Origin of the sequence: Enterococcus sp. 3G1_DIV0629, assembly GCF_002141285.1 — a bacterium.
Classification (GTDB): Bacteria; Bacillota; Bacilli; order Lactobacillales; family Enterococcaceae; genus Enterococcus_B; species Enterococcus_B lactis.
This window is the reverse complement of sequence record NZ_NGLI01000003.1, coordinates 229266-252893: the sequence shown is the minus strand read 5'-3', so window position 1 is coordinate 252893 and position 23628 is coordinate 229266. Positions and strand designations below refer to the sequence as shown.

20 protein-coding genes and 1 riboswitch are annotated in these 23628 nt (G+C 38.6%); of the genes, 7 read left to right on the top strand and 13 right to left on the bottom strand.

What is annotated here, in order from left to right; translation table 11 throughout:
• Positions 1–51 precede the first annotated feature (51 nt).
• A complete protein-coding gene (locus A5816_RS13465; protein WP_179189725.1) occupies positions 52–2829 on the bottom strand; it encodes a sigma 54-interacting transcriptional regulator in 2778 nt (925 codons plus the stop codon).
• Between the two features lie 193 nt (positions 2830–3022).
• On the opposite strand from A5816_RS13465, the gene A5816_RS13460 reads away from it, so the two are divergent.
• Positions 3023–3247, top strand: a complete 225-nt coding sequence (locus A5816_RS13460; protein ID WP_086311525.1) for a hypothetical protein — start codon at positions 3023–3025, stop codon at positions 3245–3247.
• 249 nt (positions 3248–3496) lie between these two features.
• On the opposite strand, the gene A5816_RS13455 is transcribed toward A5816_RS13460, so the two are convergent.
• Positions 3497–4120, bottom strand: a complete 624-nt coding sequence (locus A5816_RS13455; protein ID WP_179189726.1) for a hypothetical protein — start codon at positions 4118–4120, stop codon at positions 3497–3499.
• 598 nt (positions 4121–4718) lie between these two features.
• On the opposite strand from A5816_RS13455, the gene A5816_RS13440 reads away from it, so the two are divergent.
• Both A5816_RS13440 and A5816_RS13435 read left to right on the top strand, forming a co-directional pair.
• Positions 4719–6434 carry an ABC transporter ATP-binding protein gene (locus tag A5816_RS13440; RefSeq protein WP_086311521.1) on the top strand — a complete coding sequence of 572 codons (1716 nt, stop codon included), beginning with the start codon at positions 4719–4721 and terminating at the stop codon, positions 6432–6434.
• Between the two features lie 2 nt (positions 6435–6436).
• Positions 6437–8200 carry an ABC transporter ATP-binding protein gene (locus tag A5816_RS13435; protein ID WP_086311520.1) on the top strand — a complete coding sequence of 588 codons (1764 nt, stop codon included), beginning with the start codon at positions 6437–6439 and terminating at the stop codon, positions 8198–8200.
• Between the two features lie 39 nt (positions 8201–8239).
• Here A5816_RS13435 and A5816_RS13430 read toward each other — a convergent pair whose 3' ends face one another.
• Both A5816_RS13430 and mgsA read right to left on the bottom strand, forming a co-directional pair.
• Positions 8240–8776: a folate family ECF transporter S component gene (locus A5816_RS13430; RefSeq protein ID WP_002289509.1), complete on the bottom strand. Its 537-nt coding sequence runs from the start codon at positions 8774–8776 to the stop codon at positions 8240–8242.
• Between the two features lie 37 nt (positions 8777–8813).
• A riboswitch (THF riboswitch) is annotated at positions 8814–8912 on the bottom strand.
• A gap of 185 nt (positions 8913–9097) precedes the next feature.
• Entirely contained in the window at positions 9098–9520 is a 423-nt protein-coding gene (gene mgsA, locus A5816_RS13425) for a methylglyoxal synthase (RefSeq protein ID WP_086311519.1), read from the bottom strand.
• A 208-nt stretch (positions 9521–9728) separates the two neighbouring features.
• Between mgsA and A5816_RS13420 the strand changes: the two genes are divergently transcribed.
• Entirely contained in the window at positions 9729–10838 is a 1110-nt protein-coding gene (locus A5816_RS13420; RefSeq protein ID WP_002291070.1) for an ABC transporter ATP-binding protein, read from the top strand.
• 118 nt (positions 10839–10956) lie between these two features.
• Here A5816_RS13420 and A5816_RS13415 read toward each other — a convergent pair whose 3' ends face one another.
• The 5 genes from A5816_RS13415 to A5816_RS13395 form a co-directional block, all read right to left on the bottom strand.
• Positions 10957–11586: a hypothetical protein gene (locus tag A5816_RS13415; protein ID WP_002291071.1), complete on the bottom strand. Its 630-nt coding sequence runs from the start codon at positions 11584–11586 to the stop codon at positions 10957–10959.
• Between the two features lie 313 nt (positions 11587–11899).
• On the bottom strand, positions 11900–12784 hold the full coding sequence (gene rsmA / locus A5816_RS13410; protein WP_002293596.1) for a 16S rRNA (adenine(1518)-N(6)/adenine(1519)-N(6))-dimethyltransferase RsmA: 885 nt from the start codon (positions 12782–12784) through the stop codon (positions 11900–11902).
• The gene (gene rnmV / locus A5816_RS13405; protein WP_002315760.1) at positions 12777–13346 is read right to left on the bottom strand and encodes a ribonuclease M5; all 570 of its coding nucleotides are present in this window, start codon (positions 13344–13346) and stop codon (positions 12777–12779) included. The genes rsmA and rnmV overlap by 8 nt, the downstream gene beginning before the upstream one ends.
• A complete protein-coding gene (locus A5816_RS13400) occupies positions 13339–14115 on the bottom strand; it encodes a TatD family hydrolase (RefSeq protein ID WP_086311518.1) in 777 nt (258 codons plus the stop codon). The genes rnmV and A5816_RS13400 overlap by 8 nt, the downstream gene beginning before the upstream one ends.
• Before the next feature lie 154 nt (positions 14116–14269).
• A complete protein-coding gene (locus A5816_RS13395; protein ID WP_086311517.1) occupies positions 14270–15592 on the bottom strand; it encodes an APC family permease in 1323 nt (440 codons plus the stop codon).
• Positions 15593–15766: 174 nt separating this feature from the next.
• Here A5816_RS13395 and A5816_RS13390 point away from each other — a divergent pair, with 174 nt between their 5' ends.
• Complete coding sequence (locus tag A5816_RS13390; protein WP_086311516.1) at positions 15767–16354, top strand: hypothetical protein; 588 nt, start codon at positions 15767–15769, stop codon at positions 16352–16354.
• A 477-nt stretch (positions 16355–16831) separates the two neighbouring features.
• On the opposite strand, the gene metG is transcribed toward A5816_RS13390, so the two are convergent.
• A complete protein-coding gene (gene metG, locus A5816_RS13380; protein WP_002293583.1) occupies positions 16832–18841 on the bottom strand; it encodes a methionine--tRNA ligase in 2010 nt (669 codons plus the stop codon).
• 269 nt (positions 18842–19110) lie between these two features.
• Between metG and A5816_RS13370 the strand changes: the two genes are divergently transcribed.
• Positions 19111–19389, top strand: coding sequence for a hypothetical protein (locus A5816_RS13370; protein ID WP_002293582.1), 279 nt, complete (start codon positions 19111–19113; stop codon positions 19387–19389).
• 97 nt (positions 19390–19486) lie between these two features.
• A complete protein-coding gene (locus A5816_RS13365) occupies positions 19487–20308 on the top strand; it encodes an NUDIX hydrolase (protein ID WP_002293580.1) in 822 nt (273 codons plus the stop codon).
• 282 nt (positions 20309–20590) lie between these two features.
• Here the strand turns inward: A5816_RS13365 and A5816_RS13360 are convergent, their stop codons facing one another.
• Genes A5816_RS13360 through A5816_RS13350 form a run of 3 tightly spaced genes read right to left on the bottom strand, consistent with a single transcriptional unit; the run spans position 20591 to position 23626 of the window.
• Positions 20591–21601, bottom strand: a complete 1011-nt coding sequence (locus tag A5816_RS13360; RefSeq protein ID WP_002373941.1) for an RNA-guided endonuclease TnpB family protein — start codon at positions 21599–21601, stop codon at positions 20591–20593.
• A gap of 11 nt (positions 21602–21612) precedes the next feature.
• Positions 21613–22566 carry an ABC transporter ATP-binding protein gene (locus A5816_RS13355; RefSeq protein WP_002310132.1) on the bottom strand — a complete coding sequence of 318 codons (954 nt, stop codon included), beginning with the start codon at positions 22564–22566 and terminating at the stop codon, positions 21613–21615.
• Complete coding sequence (locus tag A5816_RS13350; RefSeq protein WP_002315752.1) at positions 22556–23626, bottom strand: ABC transporter ATP-binding protein; 1071 nt, start codon at positions 23624–23626, stop codon at positions 22556–22558. The genes A5816_RS13355 and A5816_RS13350 overlap by 11 nt, the downstream gene beginning before the upstream one ends.
• Positions 23627–23628 lie beyond the last annotated feature (2 nt).

Genomic DNA, 23628 nt, shown 5'->3' with positions numbered 1-23628 from the left:
ACAAAAAAAGCAAGTTGCGTGCCAAAGTTAGTGGCCACAACTTGCTTATGTTCAAAATTCTTCTTCTATCAAGAGTAACTCTGTACTTTCACTCAAAATATCACAGATATAGGCAATCTCAGAATGAGGGATCATGACACTATAATGCTCTTCAATGACACTAAACGCAGATTTAATAGCAGATACCTCTTCTTTTTGACACTGTTCCCATTTCTCTAATCCTTGATAGGTTTCAATTGGCATTTGTCGGATCAAACGTTCGATTAGACAGCTCACATGGACATATAACGCTAGTTTTTTGGGATTACTGATTCTTCGATTCAACTGCACCTCTAATTCTCGCATAAAATGATCGATTTCCTCCATCACCTTTTCTGTATCTAGAATAGTCACAGAGTCCAGTACTTTCTCCAATGAAAAATTGCGAATGATGTTCTGGTTGAATGTTTCCTTATCTGAAACATTCATAGCAGAATCCAACCATTCTGCTAGTACAGACATCTTCTCTCCTGAGATGAGGTCTTCTAATGAAAGATAGTCGATATCGGTGATAGCAGGATCTGCGGTACCTATGATCCCTACGATTTCGTATATGGAAAACAATGGTTCACTGTTTTTCTTATCTTTTAATCGCTGATATTCATATGGGATGATTTTCAACTGACAAGTCGTAGGCAAGCTTTTCTCTAGCAGTTCACTTAGGTGAGCCGCCGTGCCGATTCCAGTGAAGCAGGTAGTAATGAGTGCTTTGGGTTTATTTTCTTGTGGATAGAGGAGCCGCCATTCTGGTTGGATTTGACGAACGGCCTCTTCTGCTATTTCTTCTAAAGCTGCATTTTTTTGCAAGCATTCCCCTACTGTGATGGCTAAAGGTGTCGTCACATTATTCAAAATCAAAAGTGGTACAGATAATTGTTTTTTAAAAAACTGATGGATTTCTTTCAGAGATCCCATATCTACTAATATGATCAACCCATTTGAAACATCGCTGTTTTCGCAATAATCCACGATTTCTGAAGCAATCTGCTGTGGTGTGACATCTAGCGGCATATCAAATGATTCAAATAGATCTTCTTGTAATAAACGATTGACCACATTTGCCATACTGCTGGCAGTTGCATAACCATGCGCAGCAATCATTGCTTTTGGCAGTCGTTTTTCTTTTGACCATTTTGCTTTTTTTAGATAGATCGTCAGTAAAATCCGATCCATACTAGTGACTTCAATATCTAATTTAATCTTACTCAGTTCCAAGATTCGCTGGATATAATGATAGCTAGATGGATAAGATTGAGAAACCTGTTTTTCTAATTCTTTGATTAGTTGGATAATCGCATGTTCTTCCGGTAACCATTTGACGGTGCTTCGCTGATAAAGATAGTAACTCAAGGCATAGACACTGTTTCCATCGAACTTGATTTGATAGGCAGACTCCATTTGTCGAAAGGTCTCACGGATAGATTGAGTCCAATAAACCAACAGCTCGTGTTTTTCTTGTCTACTGGTCTCAAACAGCAAAAAATCAAATAATTGGATCACTTCTTGTTTTAGCTTTCCTTCGCAAGAATATAGAAGACACTCATTTCTTTTGAAATCAAGTAGGATTTGCTCAAAACTTTTAACGATTCGTTGCTGTTCTGGTTGTTGCTTTTCCATCAATTGTTCTAAGGTCTGGTCTTGCGTGATATAGATTCCTTGCTGTGCTGTATTTTTGGTAATGGGCTCAGCGAGTAGTTCTTTTTGCAAATGATGGATGGTGACATGGATCTCCGACTGTTCACGTTGTTCAGCATACGCTTTTGCCGCTGAAACTTTGACAATATTTTTCAGCTCTCCTATGTTTCCAGATAATGTTTGACCTGCTAGAAGTGACAAAACTGGACCACTGACTGACAAAGGGCTCCCCATTTTTCTTTGTTCCTCGATAAAAAAAGAGTAAACCAGTTCTAGCCGTTCATTTCGACTACGCTGATTGAGTGCAGGCAGTTCGATTCGGATAGGTATTCTTCGAATGAAAGTGGTTAAGAAATGACTAGTGGTCTCTTCTGTCGTGGCAAAAAAAAGACGTGTTTTGATCCGCCGTGACAAATTAGGTTCTCCCATACGATAAATCACACCTTGATCAAGATAGGTGAATAGTTTTTCCTGCCCTTCTGGTGTTAAGCGATGTACCTCGTCTAAAAACAAGATTCCACCATCTGCTGCTTCGAAAGCCCCTTTTTTATTTTCTTCTGCTCCAGTGTAAGCTCCTTTGACATGTCCAAACAAATTGCTAGTCAACAGTTCAGGATTATCTGCATATTGTGCACAATTGAAAGTGATGAATGGTGCAGAGTCCTCTAGTAAATCATGAAGCAGACAATACTGATAGACTAAATGGACTAAATAACTTTTACCTGTGCCGCTTTCACCTGTGATCAAAAGTGGCAGTCCGCCATCTGGATAGTAAAGAGCTGTTTTGATTTGTTCGATACTTTCTTTCAAACTGGCGTCGTGTCCGATCATAAAAGAGAATAAATCTTTTGGTTGTGCGAAAAAAGGCTGTTCTTCTTTAAGATCATTGATAGAAAAATAAAAATTCGTACGTAACTTAAAAAATTGTTTTTCAAAAGCTTCTTTGTGGAAATAAACCACTGGACGAGAATTGATTTTGACTAGTAGTTTCTCCTCATTCAACTGGTTCAAATAATGACTGACTGTGTTTCTTTTTACCCCAAAATGTTCAGCCAATCTTTTTGCTGTAAAGACCTCGTTCATATGGTTGAGATCGAAAAAGGCTGTCTGGTTCTCTAAGTAGCATAAAATTTCGTGTTTTAACAACTTATCCACCCCTACTCCATCATAGAAAACGGATTCATTTTGTCAATAAAATCTTTAATAAAGGGTTGAAAAATATGTCTTGTTATAGACAGCAGCTCACTTATCCCTTATAATTTTTATTCTAAAAACGAACAGTTCCTTCCGGTTTTTATACTGGGATTTCCAAACAATAAAGAAAGAACAAGGAGGTTAGGACTATTCAATGAAATCGGATAAATTTAAAAAGAGGAAGTATACTTCTTGGAAAACTTTTCGCGAAATCATCGGATCTTATCTCGCTGTGGTTGTGTTTTTACCTTTGCTTTATATGGCTATGACAGAACAAACCCATTTTATCGATGTAGATACGCAATATATAGCCGAAACAGGATTTTTATTTATCTTTATCTTGATTTTTGCGTTCTATAAATCCTTCCACACAAAATAGGAGGTACAGCTCTCAATTTTTCTGTCTGCTTTTTGTTATTACAAATCCTTATATCTGGTATAACAACAATTTATTGGCGTAACGAGGAAAAACGAGTTATGATGCTTTCAGAGAGTAAAGAGGTACTGTTGTCACCATCCTTTTTATTGATTACGTACACCACTCTTAGTTTTTTCCCATTGATTAAGAAAACAAGGTAGAAACATCACTGTTCCTGCCTTGTTTTCTTTTTCGTGTGCTGTTTTGATATCAAAATCGCAAATGGCTTTCTACATAGCAATATTGATAATGAGAGGTTGTATTCGTTACACCAAACTTAATAGAAGCGTTTCTTCCTACTCCGATATTCACACCTGCATTCCAAGTTGTCGAACCATTATTGAAGAAGTCGCCATTTACAATGTAAAAAATACGGTTAGCATCTTCTAAATGAACATAAACAGTTCCTCCAAATTGTTTCGACAAACCATTATATCCACGGATCATTTCAACTCGTACGATTCTTTTGATAGCCCTAAAATTTCCACTTTCACTGGTCTCGCAATAAAAGCGCATCGTAGGTCTATAACTAACATTATCTGTCAAAGATTGCGATAATGCTCTATATGTTACCCTTGCTGTACGTGCTTGTCTTGCACTTTTAGCTGAGAATCCAAGCTCTTGTTGTGCTTGGATAATAGGGATGCCGTTTTCTTTTGCTACTTCTCGCACCATTTCATCAAAAGTGAGTACGGGACTTATGTTTATCTCTTTATTTTCATTTAATATGTCGATAACTGACGTATCACCTTCTACAGTAAACACATGCTGTCCGATATTATTTATCCCCACTAAAGCTGCCATACATAATAAACCAATCAACAATTTTTTTATTTTCATAGCCCTTCCTTCAACATTAATTAGGTTTCCCTCAAACAATTTGTGACAATAACTTTATAGTATAAGAAGAAAACGATTTCAACAACTTTATAAAAAGAAGAATAAACTATGAAAACAAAACTGTTATTAGATTTAATAACATCGTTACTTTTAATTTTTTCGCCAAAAATAACGAAGGTTTTTATGGAAAATGAAGCTTCGCCCTCTCCATTTTATGAGATTCTATTCATTACTAAGATCATTTGCTTTATACTCGCTGTTTTTTACTTAAATCATGGAATCACTACTTTTTTATTTTCAAAAAATAAATAGCGCTCCATTGATGATTCTGTACCTGATCCACCTTTTACACACGATTCATTTATAAAAAATCGGACAAAATAGACGTTTAGAGGACTGAAGAGATCGGGATGATTTTCCTGTTCTCTTTCTTTTTTTCTAAAAAATACTCTATTCAATCTCTAAAATCTCTTCATAATAAAACTTTCATTTATGAAAAGGCTTGTTCTCTTTTCATTCTAAATTTCCTAAGCTACAATGTGGTAGTGCTTGTTTTTTCAACTGTAGACAAATAAATAATAGGAGGAATCATATGATTCAGTTATTACGTTATGCAAAAGATTATCGTAAGCAAATCATTTTGGGGCCGTTCTTCAAGTTTCTTGAGGCTGTCTTCGAACTTGTCCTACCTTTAATGATGGCTTCCTTGATCGATAATGGACTAAAAATGAATGACCGAGGAAAAATCATTGAAATGGGCTTATGGATGGTCGCTATGTCTGTGATTGGTCTGATTTGTGCCATCATTTGTCAATACTACGCTTCAGTAGCTTCACAAGGATTTGGTACAGAGTTGCGAAATCAGCTGATCAAAAAAATCAATACTTTCTCTCACAACGAGTTGAATCATTTTGGAACAGATACCTTGATCACTCGAATGACAAATGACATCAATCAGCTTCAACTAGCTTTAGCAATGGTCATTCGTTTATTGATTAGAGCACCATTTTTAAGCATCGGTTCAGTAGTCATGGCTTTTGTGATCGACTGGGAAGTAGGTCTGTTTTTCTTAGCATTATTGCCTATTTTCTCCATCATCTTATTTTTTATCATCAGAAAAACTGTTCCTCTCTATCAAAAAGTGCAAGAAAAACTAGATCAGCTCAATGAACACGTCAGCCAGAATCTTAGCGGCGTTCGTGTCATACGTGCATTTGCACAGACAAAAAAAGAAACAGAAAAGTTTGATAAAAGCACAAATGATCTAGCGAACAATTATTTACGTGTTTCCAATATCTCTGCCCTTTTATCGCCTGCTACGACCTTGATCATGAATGTCGGCATCATCTGTTTGCTAACAGTCGGCGGGATCAAAGTAAACATTGGGAGTTTGCAACAAGGACAAGTTCTTGCTTTGATCAATTATATGAATCAAATGCTTTTGGCACTGATCGTTGTTTCAAACCTCGTCGTGATCTTCACACGTGCCGAAGCTTCAGGTAATCGAGTAAAAGAGGTTCTAGACACAGAGAATTCGATTCTTGAAGCCGAGGTCAGTACTACTCCCGATTTTTCTTCTGAAGCGATTCTCGCTTTTGATCATGTTGACTTCCGTTATACTCCTGATTCTGGGCTTTCTCTTCAAGGGATTACATTTCAGCTGAAGCGAAATACGGTCCTTGGAATCATTGGTCCAACGGGAAGCGGGAAAACGACTTTGACTCAATTGATTCCGCGCTTCTATGATGTCAGTTCCGGTACAGTCATAATGGATGGAATGGACGTTCGCTCTTGGCAGCTAGATCATCTTCGTCAGCAAATCGCCCTTGTTCCCCAAACTTCCGTGTTGTTTACTGGTACTATTCGTGAAAACCTTCAATGGGGTAAGCAAGATGCCACAGAAGATGAATGTTGGGAAGCCCTGAAAATCGCTCAGGCAGAAGAATTTGTCCGTCAGCTTCCAAATGGTTTAGATACAAAAGTCATGGAAAACGGAAAAAATTTCTCTGGCGGTCAAAAACAACGACTAACGATTGCCAGAGCTTTGATCGCCAAGCCAGAATTACTGATTTTAGATGACTCTTTGAGTGCGTTGGATTATCAAACTGACTTAGATTTGCGTAAGGCGCTGCAGACTTATCTTGGCAGTACAGTGATCATTATCTCCCAACGTGTCCGCTCCATTCAAGAAGCACACCATATCTTAGTGATGGATCAAGGAAAAATCGCTGCTCAAGGTACGCATGAAGAATTACTTGCTCAATCAGCGGAATATCAGGAAATCGTCGCATCACAGGAGGAAGAATAGTTATGAAAGTAAAAAAATTATCCTTGCAGACACTCCGTCGCTTCATCCCTTATCTTACTGCTTATGCGAAAGACATTTGGCTAGCTGTATTACTAGGGATCATCAACGGGATCGCAACAGTTGTGATGACGTTACAAATTGGCCAAAGTATCGATCAAATGATCGGAGAAGGACAAGTTCGCTTCAATCGACTATTCCATTTACTGATTCTGTTCGGTGGGATCGTTTTGATCAACGTAGTCAGTCAATGGCTCATCCAAGTATTAAGCAATCGGTTAGCTTACTTGTCCGTTGCAACATTAAGAAAAGATGCTTTTGCTCAACTGAATCGATTGCCACTTCGTTATTATGATCAAAATTCTCATGGAAATATCGTCAGTCGATTTACAAATGATATGGATAACATTTCTATTGCGATTTCTGCAGCCTTCAATCAATTGTTTTCCGGAGTTGCGATCATCCTTCTTTCGTTTATTTTTATGATGCGTCTAAGTCCACTTCTGACACTGGTCGTTCTTTGTTCCACACCGATTATTTTCCTTGTGAGTTGGATCGTTGCTCGTGCTTCGCAAACAAATTTCGATAGACAGCAAAGAATCATTGGGGAGATCTCGGGCTTTGTGACCGAACGAATCGGTAATCAGAAAATCGTGAAAGCTTTTCAGCAAGAAGAAGCTAGTCAACAGCAATTTGAACTGCTAAATGCTGATCTATATCAAAAAGGACAACGGGCACAATTTTCTTCTTCCTTGACAAACCCGTCTTCTCGTTTTGTAGATCACCTTGCTTATTTATCGATTGGTTTAGTTGGCGGCCTATTGGCATTGAAGAGTGGTTCGTCAATCACTGTTGGTGTGATTTCCAGCTTTACGATCTACTCAAGTCAATTTTCTAAACCATTTATCGAACTTTCTGGAATCACGACACAACTGCAAACCGCTTTTTCTGGTCTAGAACGAGCATTTGATTTGATCGATCAACCAGAAGAAACGCCTGATTTGCCAGATGCCTATGCCTTGGAACCCAAAAATATCAAAGGAAAAGTCTCTTTTGATCATGTTTCTTTTTCTTATGACCCCAAACAGCGCTTGATCGAAGATTTCAATTTTACTGCTTATCCAGGTCAAACCATTGCTATAGTAGGAAAAACAGGGGCCGGAAAATCCACACTTGTTAATTTGCTGATGCGTTTTTATGACACAACAAAAGGAACGATTACAATCGATGACCATGACATCCGCTCTATTCAACGTGATACATTACGTAAAAGTTTTGGAATGGTGTTACAAGATACTTGGCTATTTGACAGTACATTGCGAGAAAATCTCCGCTTTGGGAATCCGGAAGCAAGTGACACAGAAATCAATGATGCCCTAAAAGCCTCTTATATGTATGAATTTGTAGAACGTTTGCCGGAAAAATTAGATACTAAGATTGGCGGTCAAGGGTTAAAGATATCCGATGGACAACGCCAACTTTTGACGATTGCTCGAACGATGATCAGTAATCCGCCTATGTTGATCTTAGATGAAGCTACCAGCTCAGTCGATACATTGACAGAGAAAAAAATCCAACAAGCTTTCTTAGCAATGATGGAAGGAAAAACCAGTTTTGTTATTGCCCATCGCCTCTCCACAATCAAAAATGCGGACCAGATATTAGTGATGGATCAGGGAGCCATTGTCGAAATGGGCACCCATGATGAGTTGCTTCAAAAAGATGGTTATTACCGACGGCTCTATCAAGCACAATTCACAGCACAATAAAAACAAGCAGTCTTCTGGGATGGGAAGACTGCTTGTTTTTTATTTAGCGTGGATCGCTAAACTTCTTAAAATTTTTTTGTAAGGAATACTACGTCCTACGTAATAAATGGCAATTGATTGAATCGGTAACCATATCACTGTTTTTAACAGGCGGGGCGCCCAAACGACCCAGCTGAACAATGGCACATGGTACATCAACGCAAGCCATAATGGTGTCAAAAATAAGTTTATGATCAGCGTGACACTAAGCGTAGCCAAAATGGCATTTTTCCAAGTGATTTCTTTTCGATAGAAAAAGAATCCGTAGATTGCTCCTTCAATAAATGCATTCAATGTAAATCCAATAAAAAATGCAGATTTCGAGAAGAGAGCCATTCCTACTAAATCAGCTAAAACTGCACCTATCCCTGACCAAAAAGGACCAAAAAGAATGCCCATGATCACTTGTGGAATAAATGTGACACTGATTTTAATAAATGGGGTCTCGATTGCTACCAGACGGGACAACGTGACCATCAATGCAATCAGTAAGCCCATAATAGCAATCATACGTGCGTCTAACCGGTGTTTCTTCATTTTTAGCATCTCCTTTAAGAGCTGCTACATCGTATCATGCAGCGAATGCGAAAATAAAACCGCGAACATTACGTCCTTCGTCCAAGAGGCAACATCCCATCCTCTTAGCACTTAACGCTTTATTTTCTACTCTGTATTATTTTGGGATCTTTTCCCACAGAAACTATAGCATATTTTCACATTTACTGCAAACACGAAAAACTAATATTATTGTTTATATTATCCAATACGTTCGTATTATATCGCATATTCTCAGTTCGTTTAGCTTTTATAGCTTCATATAGGCGAACATTAAACGTTATTTTTCCATACACTTGTCCATCAAAATGAAAGTGGACGTTTGTCTATTTCATGGACGATTCTTCGAAAATCTAGGAAGTCGGCTTCCAGCCCTCTTAGCAGCACCTCAGCTGTTCCGATATTTGTAGCCAACGGAATCTCATAAACATCAGATAAACGGATAAGTGCTGTTACATCTGGTTCATGCGGCTGTGCAGCCAGCGGGTCTCGAAGAAAAATCACCAAATCTAACTGGTCCTCCGAGATCATTGCTCCAATTTGCTGATCTCCGCCTAACGGTCCGGATTTAAACCGATGAATGGGCAAGCCGGTTGCTTCCGTGATCCGTTGTCCAGTCGTCCCGGTAGCAAAAAGTTCATGTTTTTCCAATATTGTTTTATACGCTGTTGCTAATTTCACCATCATAGGTTTTTTTCGGTCATGAGCGATCAAAGCGATTTTCATAAAAGACACTCCTTTTGATATGGTTAACATACTTATTTACTTCAGTGTATCAGTTTTTATTTCTTATGGATATTTATTGAAGCTTAAAACTAGCACATTGACAAAAAAAAGAAAAAATTCTTGTTCAACATGACATTGAACTTAGTTAACGCTTTCATTTATACTTTAATCAGTTAATAAAACTAAAAAAGAAAGTGTGGAACGTATTATGGTAGAAATGGCTCTGAAAAACGTATATAAAAAATATGACAATGCAGAAAATTATTCTGTAACTGATTTTAATCTATCAATCAAAGACCGTGAATTCATCGTTTTTGTTGGTCCTTCCGGTTGTGGAAAGTCAACTACTTTGCGAATGATCGCGGGATTGGAAGATATCTCTGAAGGAGAACTGAATATCGGCGGAAAAGTCATGAATGACGTGGCACCTAAAGACCGTGATATTGCCATGGTTTTCCAAAACTATGCATTGTATCCTCACATGACTGTTTATGATAATATGGCTTTTGGTTTGAAATTACGTAAATATGATAAAGCAGACATTAAAAAGCGTGTGGACAATGCAGCAGAGATCCTCGGACTGACAGAATACTTGAAACGAAAACCAGCTGCTTTATCTGGTGGACAACGACAACGTGTAGCATTAGGACGCGCAATCGTTCGGGATGCCAAAGTCTTCTTGATGGATGAACCATTGTCAAACTTAGATGCTAAATTACGTGTAGCCATGCGTGCTGAGATTGCCAAACTTCACCAACGTCTTGAAACAACGACGATCTATGTTACTCATGATCAGACAGAAGCGATGACTATGGCTGACCGAATCGTTATCATGAAAGACGGATTTATCCAGCAAATCGGTACACCGAAAGAAGTTTATGATACACCAGTCAACATGTTCGTTGCCGGCTTTATTGGATCTCCTGCCATGAACTTCTTTAATGTGACATTGAAAAACGGTGTCATCACAGATGGACATGGGCTTAAGCTTCGTATTCCTGAAGGGAAAAACAAAGTATTAGTCGAAAAAGGTTATGAAGGAAAAGAAGTCATCTTCGGCATTCGTCCAGAAGACATCCACAGTGAACAAGTAGCCCTTGAAGCTTCACCTGAAGCCGTAGTGAAATCAGAAGTTGTCGTTTCCGAATTACTTGGTGCTGAAACGATGCTTTACACAAAAACTGGTTCTACTGAGTTCATCTCAAAAGTAGATGCAAGAGATTTCCATAAACCAGGTGAAATGGTTGACCTTGCTTTCAACATCAATAAAGGGCACTTCTTTGATAAAGAAACCGAACAAGTCATCAAACTTCCCTAATCTGCCCCCTTTAGAGCTACGCCAGAAAATAGTGGTGTAGTTCTTTTTAGGACAAAAAACTCTCATCTTAGCGGATTTATTATACGTTAGTAGATGAGAGTTTTTCTTTGATAGATCATTAGTATGTCGTTTTCTTCGCGTACCCTTGAATCGATTCTTTCCGATTTCCTTTTTTTGCTGCCGTAAATACCGGGATATCAAAATATTTGCTGAGTGTTCCTGCTATAAAATAAGCAATATTATAATCAACCAAACTGTGGATGAGTCCACCAATTCCCATCAAGATGAACACTGTATAAAAATACCCTTGAGAGTAATACGTGTCAGGCATATTACCGATGAAGTAAAAGATGCTGACTACTAGCATTTCTACTAAAGAATGAATCACACCTATCACAAAATTGAACCCTTGAAAACGCCAATTAGTAAAAGTAAACTGTCCATTCTTTAAAACGATACTCGGATGCTTCTGCAAGTACCATGCCCCGATCAATGCAAATACAAGATGTGACAATGCGCGCAATGCAATGATAACTGGCGTTGTCAAAAAGAAACCGAATGTCGTACCTAGTGCAACAGCCACTGCAACTCCTGGTGTAAAAAACATCGCAATAAATAATGGCACATGAGACGCTAATGTAAAAGAAGCAGGTGGGATCATGATTTTAGGCATAACCATTGGGATAATGACCCCCATCCCAATCAATAAAGCAGAAATCGTTAGTTTTCGAACTGAATTTTTTCTCATTTTTTCTCTCTCCTAATATGTCTTGACACATAAATGTCGACTTAGTATAACTCACTTACTAATAACTGTCAAGACACATATTCTTTTCTAAATCCATACAAAATGAGTGTGAGTATCAAGTATAAGAATTTTTTGATCAAGAGACAAAAATAGGAGATGTGACAAAATTTGTGTCACATCTCCTTGTTCATAATGGGAATCAAAAGCTTGCATCTACGGAAATAAGCCCAACCAAATCAAAAATAGGAGAAGCAATTTTCGTAAATTTCTTCTTATTTCTTGAAGCTGATCACTTCTGTCACAACCTCTTTTTTTACTGCTTATTTTCTGACATCGCATTGCTTAACGCGGCAAATTCTTGTAATGACAACGTCTCTCCACGACGTTTTGGATCGATCCCAGCCGTTTCCAAGCTTTTTGCTAACCATGCTTTTGTCTGATCATCTTTGCCATACGAATGCTGCAAATTATTCCAAAGCGTTTTTCTTCTTTGCTGAAATGCAGCTTTTGTCAATCGGAAAAATGCTTTTTCGTCCGTCACTTCTACTGCCGGTGTATCTCTTCTTGTCAGTTTCAAAATCGCTGAATCTACATTTGGCTGAGGGACAAATACTGTTTTTGGTACGATGAAGGCTAAACTGGCTTCCATATAATATTGAACAGCAATCGATAATGAACCGTATGCTTTCGTTCCTGGTTCAGCAGAGATTCGATCAGCTACTTCTTTTTGCATCATGACGACTAATTCATCTACGACCAAATCCGATTCAAGAAAATGCATCATGATGGGCGTCGTAATATAATAAGGTAAATTTGCTACGACTTTTAACGGAAGCTCTTCATGAAATGTTTCTCTTACGGCTGTTGATAAATCCGTCTTCAGAATATCTTGATGTATGATGGTCACATTGTCATAGGGTTGCATCGTATCAGCCAATACAGGGATCAAACGATCATCAATCTCAAATGCTACGACTTGCTTTGCATGCATCGCTAATTGTTCTGTCAATGCGCCGATTCCTGGCCCAACTTCGATCACGTTCGTTCGTTCATCTATTTGCGCAGTTTCTACGATTTTTCTTAAAATATTTGGTTCAGTGAGAAAATTTTGTCCTAAACTTTTTTTAAATGAAAAACCATGTTTCAATAAAATCTCTTTTGTTCTAGAGGGTGTCGCGATTTCACGATATTCACTCATGTTGTTCCTCCACTATTTTCATTGCTTGTGCGAGCTCTTTCGGCGTAATACGAAACATCTTCAAACGTTTTTCCAATTGTTTGCCGTTCGTATAACCGATACGCAACTCATCACCTAGTTTTTCTCGTTTTTCTTTTGCTTGTGCTCCAGCTATTAAACCATAGTCTAAAAGGTCTTGTCTAGTGATTTCAGAAACAGCCGTTTGGGAAATGTCTGGCGTCACAACCTTTTTCAATGCTTCTAAAATAGCAGCATCACTTGCATGCTCAACACCAAGACTTCCCTTTTTCTTTGGTTTAGCTTGTGTGCGCGGCAAAAAAGCATGCTTTGCCTGAGGAACAGCTTCCATAATGATTTTCCTTATTTTTTCTCCTGAAAAATCAGGGTCGGTAAAAACGATCACCCCTCGTGTCTCTTGGGCATGTTCAATTTGCATCAGGATATCTTCATTGATAGCAGAACCGATCGTTTCTATCGTATCTGCATCAACTACTTCCCGTAGCCTTCTTGTATCGTCTTTTCCTTCAACGACTATAATCTCTTGGATCCTCATCTTATCCATGTTCGCTTAGACCAAATAATCGGTGCGCATTTGTCCATGTTTGGGCAGCCACTTCTTCTATTGGCAGATTCCGAAGTTCAGCAATCTTTTCTACTGTATAACGAGTATAGCCTGGTTCATTTCGCTTTCCTCTAAAAGGAACTGGTGCCAAATAAGGGGCATCTGTTTCCACAAGTAATCGTTCGATTGGTACATTTGTTGCAGCCTCTTGGACGTCTAATGCTTTTTTGAAAGTGACGACACCGCTAAATGAAATATGCATCCCTAAGTCAAGAAATCGTTTTGCCCATTCATAATCACCGCTGAAACTATGCATGATTCCACCAATATCTCGAACATCTTCTTCTTTTAGGATTTGATACGTGTCTTCAAGTGCTTCTCTAGTATGAATACTGATTGGAAGGTTCATTTCTTTTGCGATAGCAATCTGTCTGCGAAATACTTTATCTTGGACTTCTTTCGGGTCTTCCATCCAATGATAATCCAAGCCAATTTCCCCTAATGCTACAACCTTTGGCAAAGTCAATTGTTCTTGTAATTTATTTTCGATTTCTTTCGTATAACTGCCAGCCTCTGTCGGATGCCAGCCGATAATACTGTATATATTTGGATAGTCATGGCTTAATTGCAAAGACTTTTCAATCGTTGGCGTATCGAAGCCCACGACCGCCATTTTCGTTACCCCCATTTCTTGTGCTCGCTGAATCGTTTCTGGAATATCTTCATTGAACTGTTCCGCATTTAAATGGGTATGAGAATCAAATATCATGTTTATCTCTCCTTTTCATTCTTACTTTAGCACATTAGCACTGCTTGCAGAAGTAGCAAAAATCAAAATAGAAGAACTTGTTTTGTTGAAATAGAAAAAGCACGAAGATCCAGAGGACTTAGTTCGTACTTTTTCTGTCTGTTGTTGAAATATTTTACTCTTCTGAGCGTTTTTTCTTTTTTTGATAATAGACTGGGATACCAATCAAGGTAACACCTATACCGATCAATGCTAATTTCGTTTGCGTCATCATCGTCATACCTAAAATGAAAATAGCACCGAGAATCGCAATAATCGGAACGATTGGATAAAGTGGTACTTTATATGGGCGTGGCAATTCCGGCGCTTTTTTTCTTAAAATAAAGACACCGATAAAAATCAGTAAACTGAATAGCCACATCACAAAAATCAACATGTCGGTTAAAAAGTCGAAAGAACCAAGGCTCATCATAACACAAGCTACTACTAACTGGAAAATCGCAGGAACATAAGGTACCGTAAATTTCTTTGAAAGCTTTGTCAGCTGTTTGCTGAAAGGTAGCTCGTCTTCCAAAGCCATCGCATAAGGCACACGAATCCCAGTTAAGGTATACCCATTCAATGCCCCGTATACCGAAATCAAAATCCCAATAGTGACCAGTTTTCCGCCGATTTCTCCAAAAATAACGTCTGATGCTTCAGAAGCTGCGTTCAAATTACCGGCAAGATGATCAATCGGCAGAGTTTTCAAAAAAACAAAATTGATCAATAAATAAACGACAGTGACAAAACTCAGCCCAAGTATAATCGCTTTAGGCAAATCTTTTTCCGGACGTTTCATTTCACCAGCCATTGCGCCGACGCCTAACCAGCCGTCATAAGCAAACAATGTTGCTAGCAACGCACTGCTCAAGCCTTCGACAAAAGTAACATCTTTTCCAGCTTCGATTGGAAATAGCTGGACAGTTCCTTGTCCTGGTGTCAATAATCCCCATACGACAATCACGGCAATTGGTATCAATTTAACAATCAGCGTCACTGATTGTACAGACGCACCGACTTTTGTTCCTAATAAATTCAATCCTGTCACAGAAACAGCGGTAATCACTGCAATCAACAAAAGGTAGTCGGTAGATAATTGTAATAAGTTCGTCAATTGTGTCGCAAAGATAATCGATAATGCAGCAATATTAGCAGGGAAATAAATCAAGCTTTGTGCCCATCCTAATAAAAAGCTGGGTAGCTTTCCATAAGCTGCTTCAATATATTTGACAGCTCCACCAGTTTCTGGGATTGCTGTAGCTAATTCAGCCACTGTCAATCCAGCACAGATCGTTAAGAAACCACCCAAAAGCCAAGCTAGTAATGTCAAACTTGTAGACTGCGTGCTTGCAGTAACAGCAGCGGTTTTAAAGAAGACCCCTGCGCCAATCACGGTTCCCATAACGGTAGCTAATGCGCCAAACAGATTGATTTCTCGTTTTAGTTTGCCTTTCATTCCCATCCTCTTTCTTCTTTGAAATTTGGTATAATTTTCAGTATAACTGAGAATATTTTAATTTACCATTCTTTTTTCTCCACTCTCAATGAAAAACTCCCTCTTAAGACGGATGTATTTCCTCTTTATTTTGCATATACTAAACCTACCTTTTCCACGAAGGAGGAACAGTTTATGGATTTTAAGCGTTCTTATCCGAAATTAGCAGATTATTTATCAAACCGAATCGATTTTTCTCGTAAAGAACAGCAGCAGTCCCGTTGGCATTGGTTCACGTTGATTTTATTTGGATTATTGACCATTGCGACGTTATTACAAAAATTGATATTGCTGACTGTGTTCATCGCAATCGTCGCATTGATCAAAGGTCCCGTGATGATTTTGTGGGGGATGTTGTATTCCTTTCTAGTGGGGCTATTCCCACCTATCGGTATTTTGCTTTCAGCGATTTTCTTTTTATTGAACATTGGAACATTTACAAAGAACTGGCGGATGACCTTAGTAGGGATCTATTTTTATTTTTATCCCTTCGGAGTGATGGCACTTCGTGAAGTCATGCATTGGAATAATCATTGGTTTTCAGCTGGTGCCTTGCTTTTAGGATTGATTTTGCTTCATGTGATGTTGACGAAACTGTATCAGCGTTATGGTATTGGAAGAACGATTTTCTGGTACGTCTTTTCGATTCCATTTGCACTGCTTACTGCTCTCTTACCAAGCCGTTTGAAGACAAAAATAAAAGGTTACCATAAAATCAAATAATAGGATTTTTACAAAATAAAGAAAACAATCATCGAGGCCAAAATCGATGATTGTTTTCTTTATTTTAAATACTATTAGTAGATGTAAACAAATTATTGCTTTCAAAATCCTTGGATGTAAGAGACAATAAAATAAAAAGGAGTACCCTGATGAATCAATTAAAAACCGCCCGTCCACTTATCATTATGTTGCTTCTTTCTGTCTTTACGATTCCTATTAGCCTTTTTCTTAATTGGCAGACAGATGAAAGGATCACAAATATTTTATTCAACTATTCGCAGCCACTTTTTCTTTTGTTTTTAGGGAGCTGCAGATTTCATCGGTGGATAAAGCTCGTCCTTCTTTTTCTTGGATTCATTTTGTATAGTTATATGTGTCTTTATTATATGATTGGCTTCCATAATCACCATTGGGGCAATTGACAGGAATCAAAAAAACCTCGCAAGCAGCATTGTCTTGCGAGGTTTTCTTATTATTTTATGCGATCTCTGATCCATTTGGCATGGATTTTGGTGCTTCAATCACTTGTAAAGAGCCATCTGGTGCTTCTGCGGAAAGGATCATTCCTTGACTGATTTGTCCACGCATCTTTCGTGGTTTCAGATTTGCTACAATAACGACTTTTTTCCCAATCAATTCGCTTGGATCAGGATAGAATTCAGCGATTCCTGACAAAATTTGACGATCTTGGCTGTCTCCAGCATCTAGTCGGAATTGCAACAACTTATCTGCCCCTTCTACTTTTTGGCAGTTGATGACTTCTGCTACTTTTAGTTCAACTTTTTCAAATACATCAAATTTGATTTGTTTTTCTTTCGTTGAAACAAGTTCTGTTTCTTCTGGATCCCATTTGACTGTATCTTCGTTTGTTTGAGTACCTTCAGACATTTTTTCTTGGATAAAAGCAACTTCTTCTTCCATATCTAAACGTGGGAAGATTGGTGTACCTTTTGCAACTACTTTTGTTCCTGAAGGGAATTCGCCAAAGTGCAATCCTTCAAGATTCATCGTTTCAGGGTCCAATCCTAGTTGATTGAAGATCTTCTCTGGCGTTTCTGTCATGATTGGTTGAAGTAAAATCGCGGCGATACGCAAGGATTCAGCTAAATGGATCATGACACTATTCAATTCAGCTTTCTTTTCTTCGTCTTTTGCTAATACCCATGGTTCTGTTTCGTCAATGTATTTATTTGCACGAGAAATCAGCACCCAGATTTCAGCTAACGCTGTATTGAATTCCATTTTTTCCATTGCATCATGGTAACGTCCGACAACGTTAGCAGCCGTCGTAGACAGTTCACTGTCAAATGGAGTGACAAGTGAGGCATAATCAGGAACGAGACCATCACAATATTTGTTGATCATAGCAATCGTACGATTCAATAAGTTCCCTAAATCATTTGCCAGATCATAATTGACACGAGAAACAAAATCTTCTGGCGTAAAGACGCCATCTGACCCAAATGGCACAGCACGAAGCAAATAATAACGGAGTGCATCTAAACCATAACGTTCCACAAGCATTTCAGGATAAACGACATTTCCTTTTGATTTAGACATTTTTCCATCTTTCATCAATAACCAGCCATGACCAAATACTTTTTTAGGTAGAGGCAAATCCAGAGCCATCAACATGATTGGCCAATAGATCGTATGGAAGCGAACGATTTCTTTACCGACCATCTGAACATCTGCAGGCCAGTATTTTTCGAATAGACTTTCATCCTCGGACCCGTAGCCTAGTGCAGTGATGTAATTGGACAATGCATCGATCCATACATACACCACATGTTTCGGATCACTCTTGACTGGTACCCCCCAAGTAAAGGTTGTTCGTGAAACTGCAAGATCTTCTAATCCTGGTTTGATAAAGTTGTTGATCATTTCATTTTTACGAGATTCTGGTTGGATGAATTCGGGATGTTCTTCATAGTATTCCAACAGGCGATCTGCGTATTTGCTCATACGGAAGAAGTAAGATTCTTCTTTTACCAATTCTACTTCGTGTCCGCTTGGCGCTTTACCGCCGATCACATTACCTTCATCATCTTTGTACACTTCTGCAAGTTGTGTTTCTGTAAAGAATTCTTCGTCAGAAACAGAGTACCAGCCTTCATATTCACCTAAGTAAATGTCTCCCTGTTCTAATAAACGATCAAATATTTTTTGAACAGCTGCTTTATGGTAATCATCTGTCGTACGAATGAATTTGTCATAACTGATATCAAGCGTTTTCCATAATTTTTTGACATCAGCCGCCATTTTATCTACGTATTCTTGCGGTTTTACACCTAATTCTTCTGCTTTTGTTTCGATTTTTTGACCATGTTCATCCACTCCAGTGAGATAAAACACATCAAAGCCCATCAACCGTTTATAACGAGCAATTGCGTCACATGCAATCGTAGTATATGAGTTGCCGATATGAAGTTTGCCGCTTGGATAATAGATTGGCGTAGTGATATAAAAAGTTTCCTTTTCTGCCACGGGGCTCTTCCTCCTTTATCGCATGATGCGAATTCGTTTCCTTGCTAGTATACCATAAAAAAAGCATGCTGTTAGCTTTTTTTCAAAATGAAAAAAGTCTGGATAAACGACTTGTTCTCTATGATGAATCCCTCCTTCAAAAGGAAGGACAGAGGGAAGAAATGCTATTTTTCATCTTGTTTCATGTTTAGTCGGAAACGGCTTTTTATTTCTTTCCTGACTCGTGGTATAATAAAGACTATCTATTTTAGTAAGGGACTGGAACGATCATGCAGAAGAAACATCTTTTTTTTACACTTAGTATTGCTTTTCTTTCATTAGCACATTTGATATTCAGCTATTTTTATATTCGTATGTATGGTTATTTTAACCTTCATGGGCATTTGAACAGTTTCATGACAGTCGCATGGCTTTTACGTTTTGTCATTGACGCATATATCGTTATTTGCGGCTTCTTTGCCGTTCGTGAAGAGCGGTATAAAGTATTGCCGTTTTATCTGCTTTTCTTTTTATTCAATCTAGTACTTCCATTTATTTTTCATATTTAAGGGAGAACCAAGGATTTTTCAAGTAAATCCTTGGTTTTTTTTCAGAGTCTGCTACAATAAGGTAAAAAGTACTTTTAATGTCAACGGAGGTGGTCTGATGAACCGATTTGCTTCTAAAGAAGAAGAAAAATTATATTATGAACATGAAGCAAGTGAAGAAGATTTTCTTAACTGGTATCAAAAACAGGAACGTCCAGAATATGACAAGCCCTCTTTGACTGTCGATATCGTACTGATGTGCTATAACAAAGAAGAAGATCAGCTGAAAGTATTGCTGATCCAACGAAAAGGGCATCCTTATCGAAATTCATGGGCATTACCTGGTGGTTTTGTCCAAAAGGATGAGTCAACTGGAGAAAGTGTCTTAAGAGAAACAAAGGAAGAAACTGGTGTAGTTATCTCTAAAGAAAACATTGAACAACTGCATACATTCAGTACGCCTAATCGAGATCCGCGAGGCTGGGTCGTCACAGTCAGCTACTTAGCTTTCATTGGAGAAGAACCGCTGATCGCCGGAGATGATGCTAAGGAAGTACGCTGGTTCACATTGGAACGTCACGGCAACAAGATCAATTTATCGAGCGGAGAAGTGGCTATCTCACTTGACTTAGTCACTGGAGAGTCTTCTGGCAAAGATACTTTAGCTTTTGACCATAGTCAAATCATTTTGAAAGCATTCAACCGCGTAGTCAATAAAATGGAACACGAACCGCAAGTTTTGCAAGTTTTAGGTAAAGATTTCACGATTACAGAAGCCCGAAAAGTATTTGCAAAGTTCTTAGGGATCGATTATAAAACGATCGATCATTCCAATTTTAAGAAAGCTATGCTCCAATATTTCGACGAGATTGGCGAACGCCCTGTAGGAATCGGTCGCCCTTCAAAAATCTATCAGCTCAAGCCGGGACATCATGAGTAAGGATTGTGAAAAAAGGGCTCCGTTCTGAACACTCAAGAAAAACGGAAAGCCGCTCTTTGTGTTTTGCGTTTTTTGCTCCATACTTTGGCGTGTCAGTAAAATTCTTCGAATAAAAAAATAACAATAGCAGAAAAAACTCGTACGAATTTTTTCTGCTATTGTTTTATTGGTTTGTCATAATTAGTGAGCTTTTCTTCAAAAGAAAATTCCTAGAAACAAAAGTCAATCAGACTTTTTATTAACAAGGCGAACCCTAACGCTCCTGTCAGTTTCATTCATTTTTTATTCCTTGATAACCGAATGCCTGCCTAGTTGTTCTAACACTTGGCTCTTTCTTACAGAATTGCTTTCTTCTGCTCCGTCGGTATTGATAAAAAGAAATTTTTTATTATACCATTGGGACTTATAACGCAATTTTGTTATTAATTTATGCCAGTCATGAATAGAAAAATCAGCATGTGCTTCTTCTTTTGGAAAAGATTCTACAAATAAGTAGTCATATTGTTTGACCAATTTCCCAGATAATTGTTCAAGATAATCTTCTCGCTGGTTCTTTTGTTTCAGATAAAGATCCATTACTTTTCTCTTTTGTTTCTGATAATTGCTTGCCTGATCTAACCTGGTCTTTCTATGGTGAGCGGAGCGGACTTTTACGCTTAATTTCCGCTGTGCATGCTGAAGTTTTTCTTCTGTCTGGTCAAATTTTGGCAAAGTTACTTCTATGGGCTGCGATGTTTCGATCAATGTTTTTGGATGATAGGCGATCCCAATCCATTTAGCTGAAGATTCTTTTTTTATTGATGAAACATCACAAAGTAGTGCGACATAGAACTCTTCATTATATCGAGCAGAAATCGTAGCGGAACGAATCGTGCCTTCGACTGGACGGTGCTGGTTTATCTTGATCAGTTCTTTTTGTTTTGGTAATTTTAAGTGACCGTTTTTCAGATAGACCGTATGAGTTTGATTATTCGTCGTATAAGATTGCCACATACTTTTTTTCGTTTTAAGCTTTGGGAAGCTGGCACGTCCCTTGAAATAATTGCGAAAAGCTCGGTCCAAATTAAGCTGTGCATTTGCTAAAGCAAGACTGTCTACCTCTTTTAAGAATGGGTATTCTTTTTTTAACGTAGCAGGTGTGAGCGAAAAATCGGCCACTCCTGTTTGTTGCCAACTTTTCTGCCGTTCTTTCAGCAAATGGTTATAGGTAAATCGAACACAGCCAAAAGTACGGATCAATTGCTGTTTTTGTTCTTCTGTCGGATACATACGGAATTTAAAAGCTTTTAGCATCTATGTCCCTCCTAGTTAGCAACCAGAAGAGATTCCTTTTGTCGTTTTAATTTTTTTGCATAATATGGGACTTCCTGCTCAGTTGCATAGACAAAATGTTCTGGTGCGATTTCACGAAGCTGACGTACTTGTCCGTCATCTGGTTCGGGTTGATATTTGATTCTTCTGCGCTTTCTCTCATGATCTGGATCTGGCAAAGGAATAGCAGATAACAAACTTTCTGTATAAGGATGGACACCATGATTATAGATTTCATCACTTTTTCCCATTTCTAATAACAAACCGTTATGCATTACACCGATTCGGTCGCTGATATGTTTAACCATTGATAAATCATGCGCAATAAATAGATAGGTCAATTGATGTTCTCGTTGGAGATCTTGCAATAAATTGACAACTTGGGCTTGGATGGAAACATCTAATGCAGAAATCGGTTCATCGCAAATGATAAATCGCGGTTTTACTGCTAATGCTCGTGCAATACCAATACGCTGGCGCTGTCCTCCTGAAAATTCATGGGGATAACGAGTGCCATGGCTCGGATTCAATCCAACGGTTCTCAATAGATCATCGACTTTTTTGGCACGTTCCTCTGGTGATTTAGCTAACCCATTGACATCAATTCCTTCCGCAATGATATCTCTGACTTTCATCCGAGGATTCAACGAAGCGTATGGATCTTGAAAGATCATCTGAACATCATGTCGGAATTTCGTCAATCCTTTTTTGTCTTTGATCTTCGTTACATCTTGACCGTCGAATAATATCTCACCGTCAGTAGGTTCATTCAAACGAATGATCGTACGGCCAGTAGTGGATTTTCCGCTTCCAGATTCTCCTACTAAACCAAATGTTTCTCCTTCATAGATGTGAAAGCTGATGTCATTTACAGCATGTACTTCATTCTTTTTTCCTACATTGAAATACTGTTTCAGTCCTTTAACTTCAAGTAGTTTATTTGGCATCAGCAATTCCTCCTTGACCATAAGTATGTTTTTGTTTCTCTTTAAAAATAGCCCAGCGACGTTGGATTTCTTCTGGCGGTGTCACTTTAGGCGCTTGTGGAGCAAGTAGCCAAGTTGCTGCCTTGTGTGTTTTTGATAGTTCAAAAAATGGCGGTTCTTGTTCTGCATCGATTTTCATCGCGAATTCATTTCTTGGGTAGAATGCGTCTCCTTTTGGCGGGTTCAATAAATCCGGTGGAGAACCAGGAATGGCATACAATCGGTCGTTCGCACTGTCTAATGTCGGCATTGACCCAAGCAGTCCCCAAGTATAGGGATGTTGCGGGTTGTAGAAAATCTCTTCGGATGTTCCAACTTCAACGATTCTTCCCCCATACATAACAGCTACACGGTCAGCAACGTTCGCTACTACACCAAGGTCATGAGTGATAAAGATGATTGATGTATCGATTTTTGTCTGAATTTCTTTCAGCAGTTCCAAAATTTGTGCTTGGATAGTCACATCAAGTGCTGTTGTGGGTTCATCAGCAATCAGTATTTCCGGATAACATACCAGTGCGATCGCAATCACGATCCGTTGGCGTTGACCTCCTGAAAACTGATGGGGATAACTATTGATACGTTTCTCAGCTTCAGGTATACCAACTAATTTAAGCAGTTCTAATGCAGCTTTTTGTCCCTCTTTTTTCGAAACTTTATTATGCTTTCTAAGTGACTCAGCAACTTGTTTCCCAATAGGCATCGTCGGATCTAAAGAGGTCATTGGATCTTGGAAAATCATTGCTATTTCTTTTCCGCGGATTTTTTGCATCTCTCTTTCTGTCTTTTCAACGATGTCTTTACCTTTAAAGAGGATTTGCCCAGCATCTATATTGGCATTGCTCGACAGCAAACGCATGATGCTTCTGGTCGTCACTGATTTTCCGCTTCCAGATTCCCCAACGATCGCCAATGTTTCTCCTTTATTCAAATGAAAATTGACACCGCGAATCGCTCGTACCTTTCCAGCATACGTATCAAAAGAGATTTCTAAGTCTTTCACTTCTAAAATTTTCGTCATCG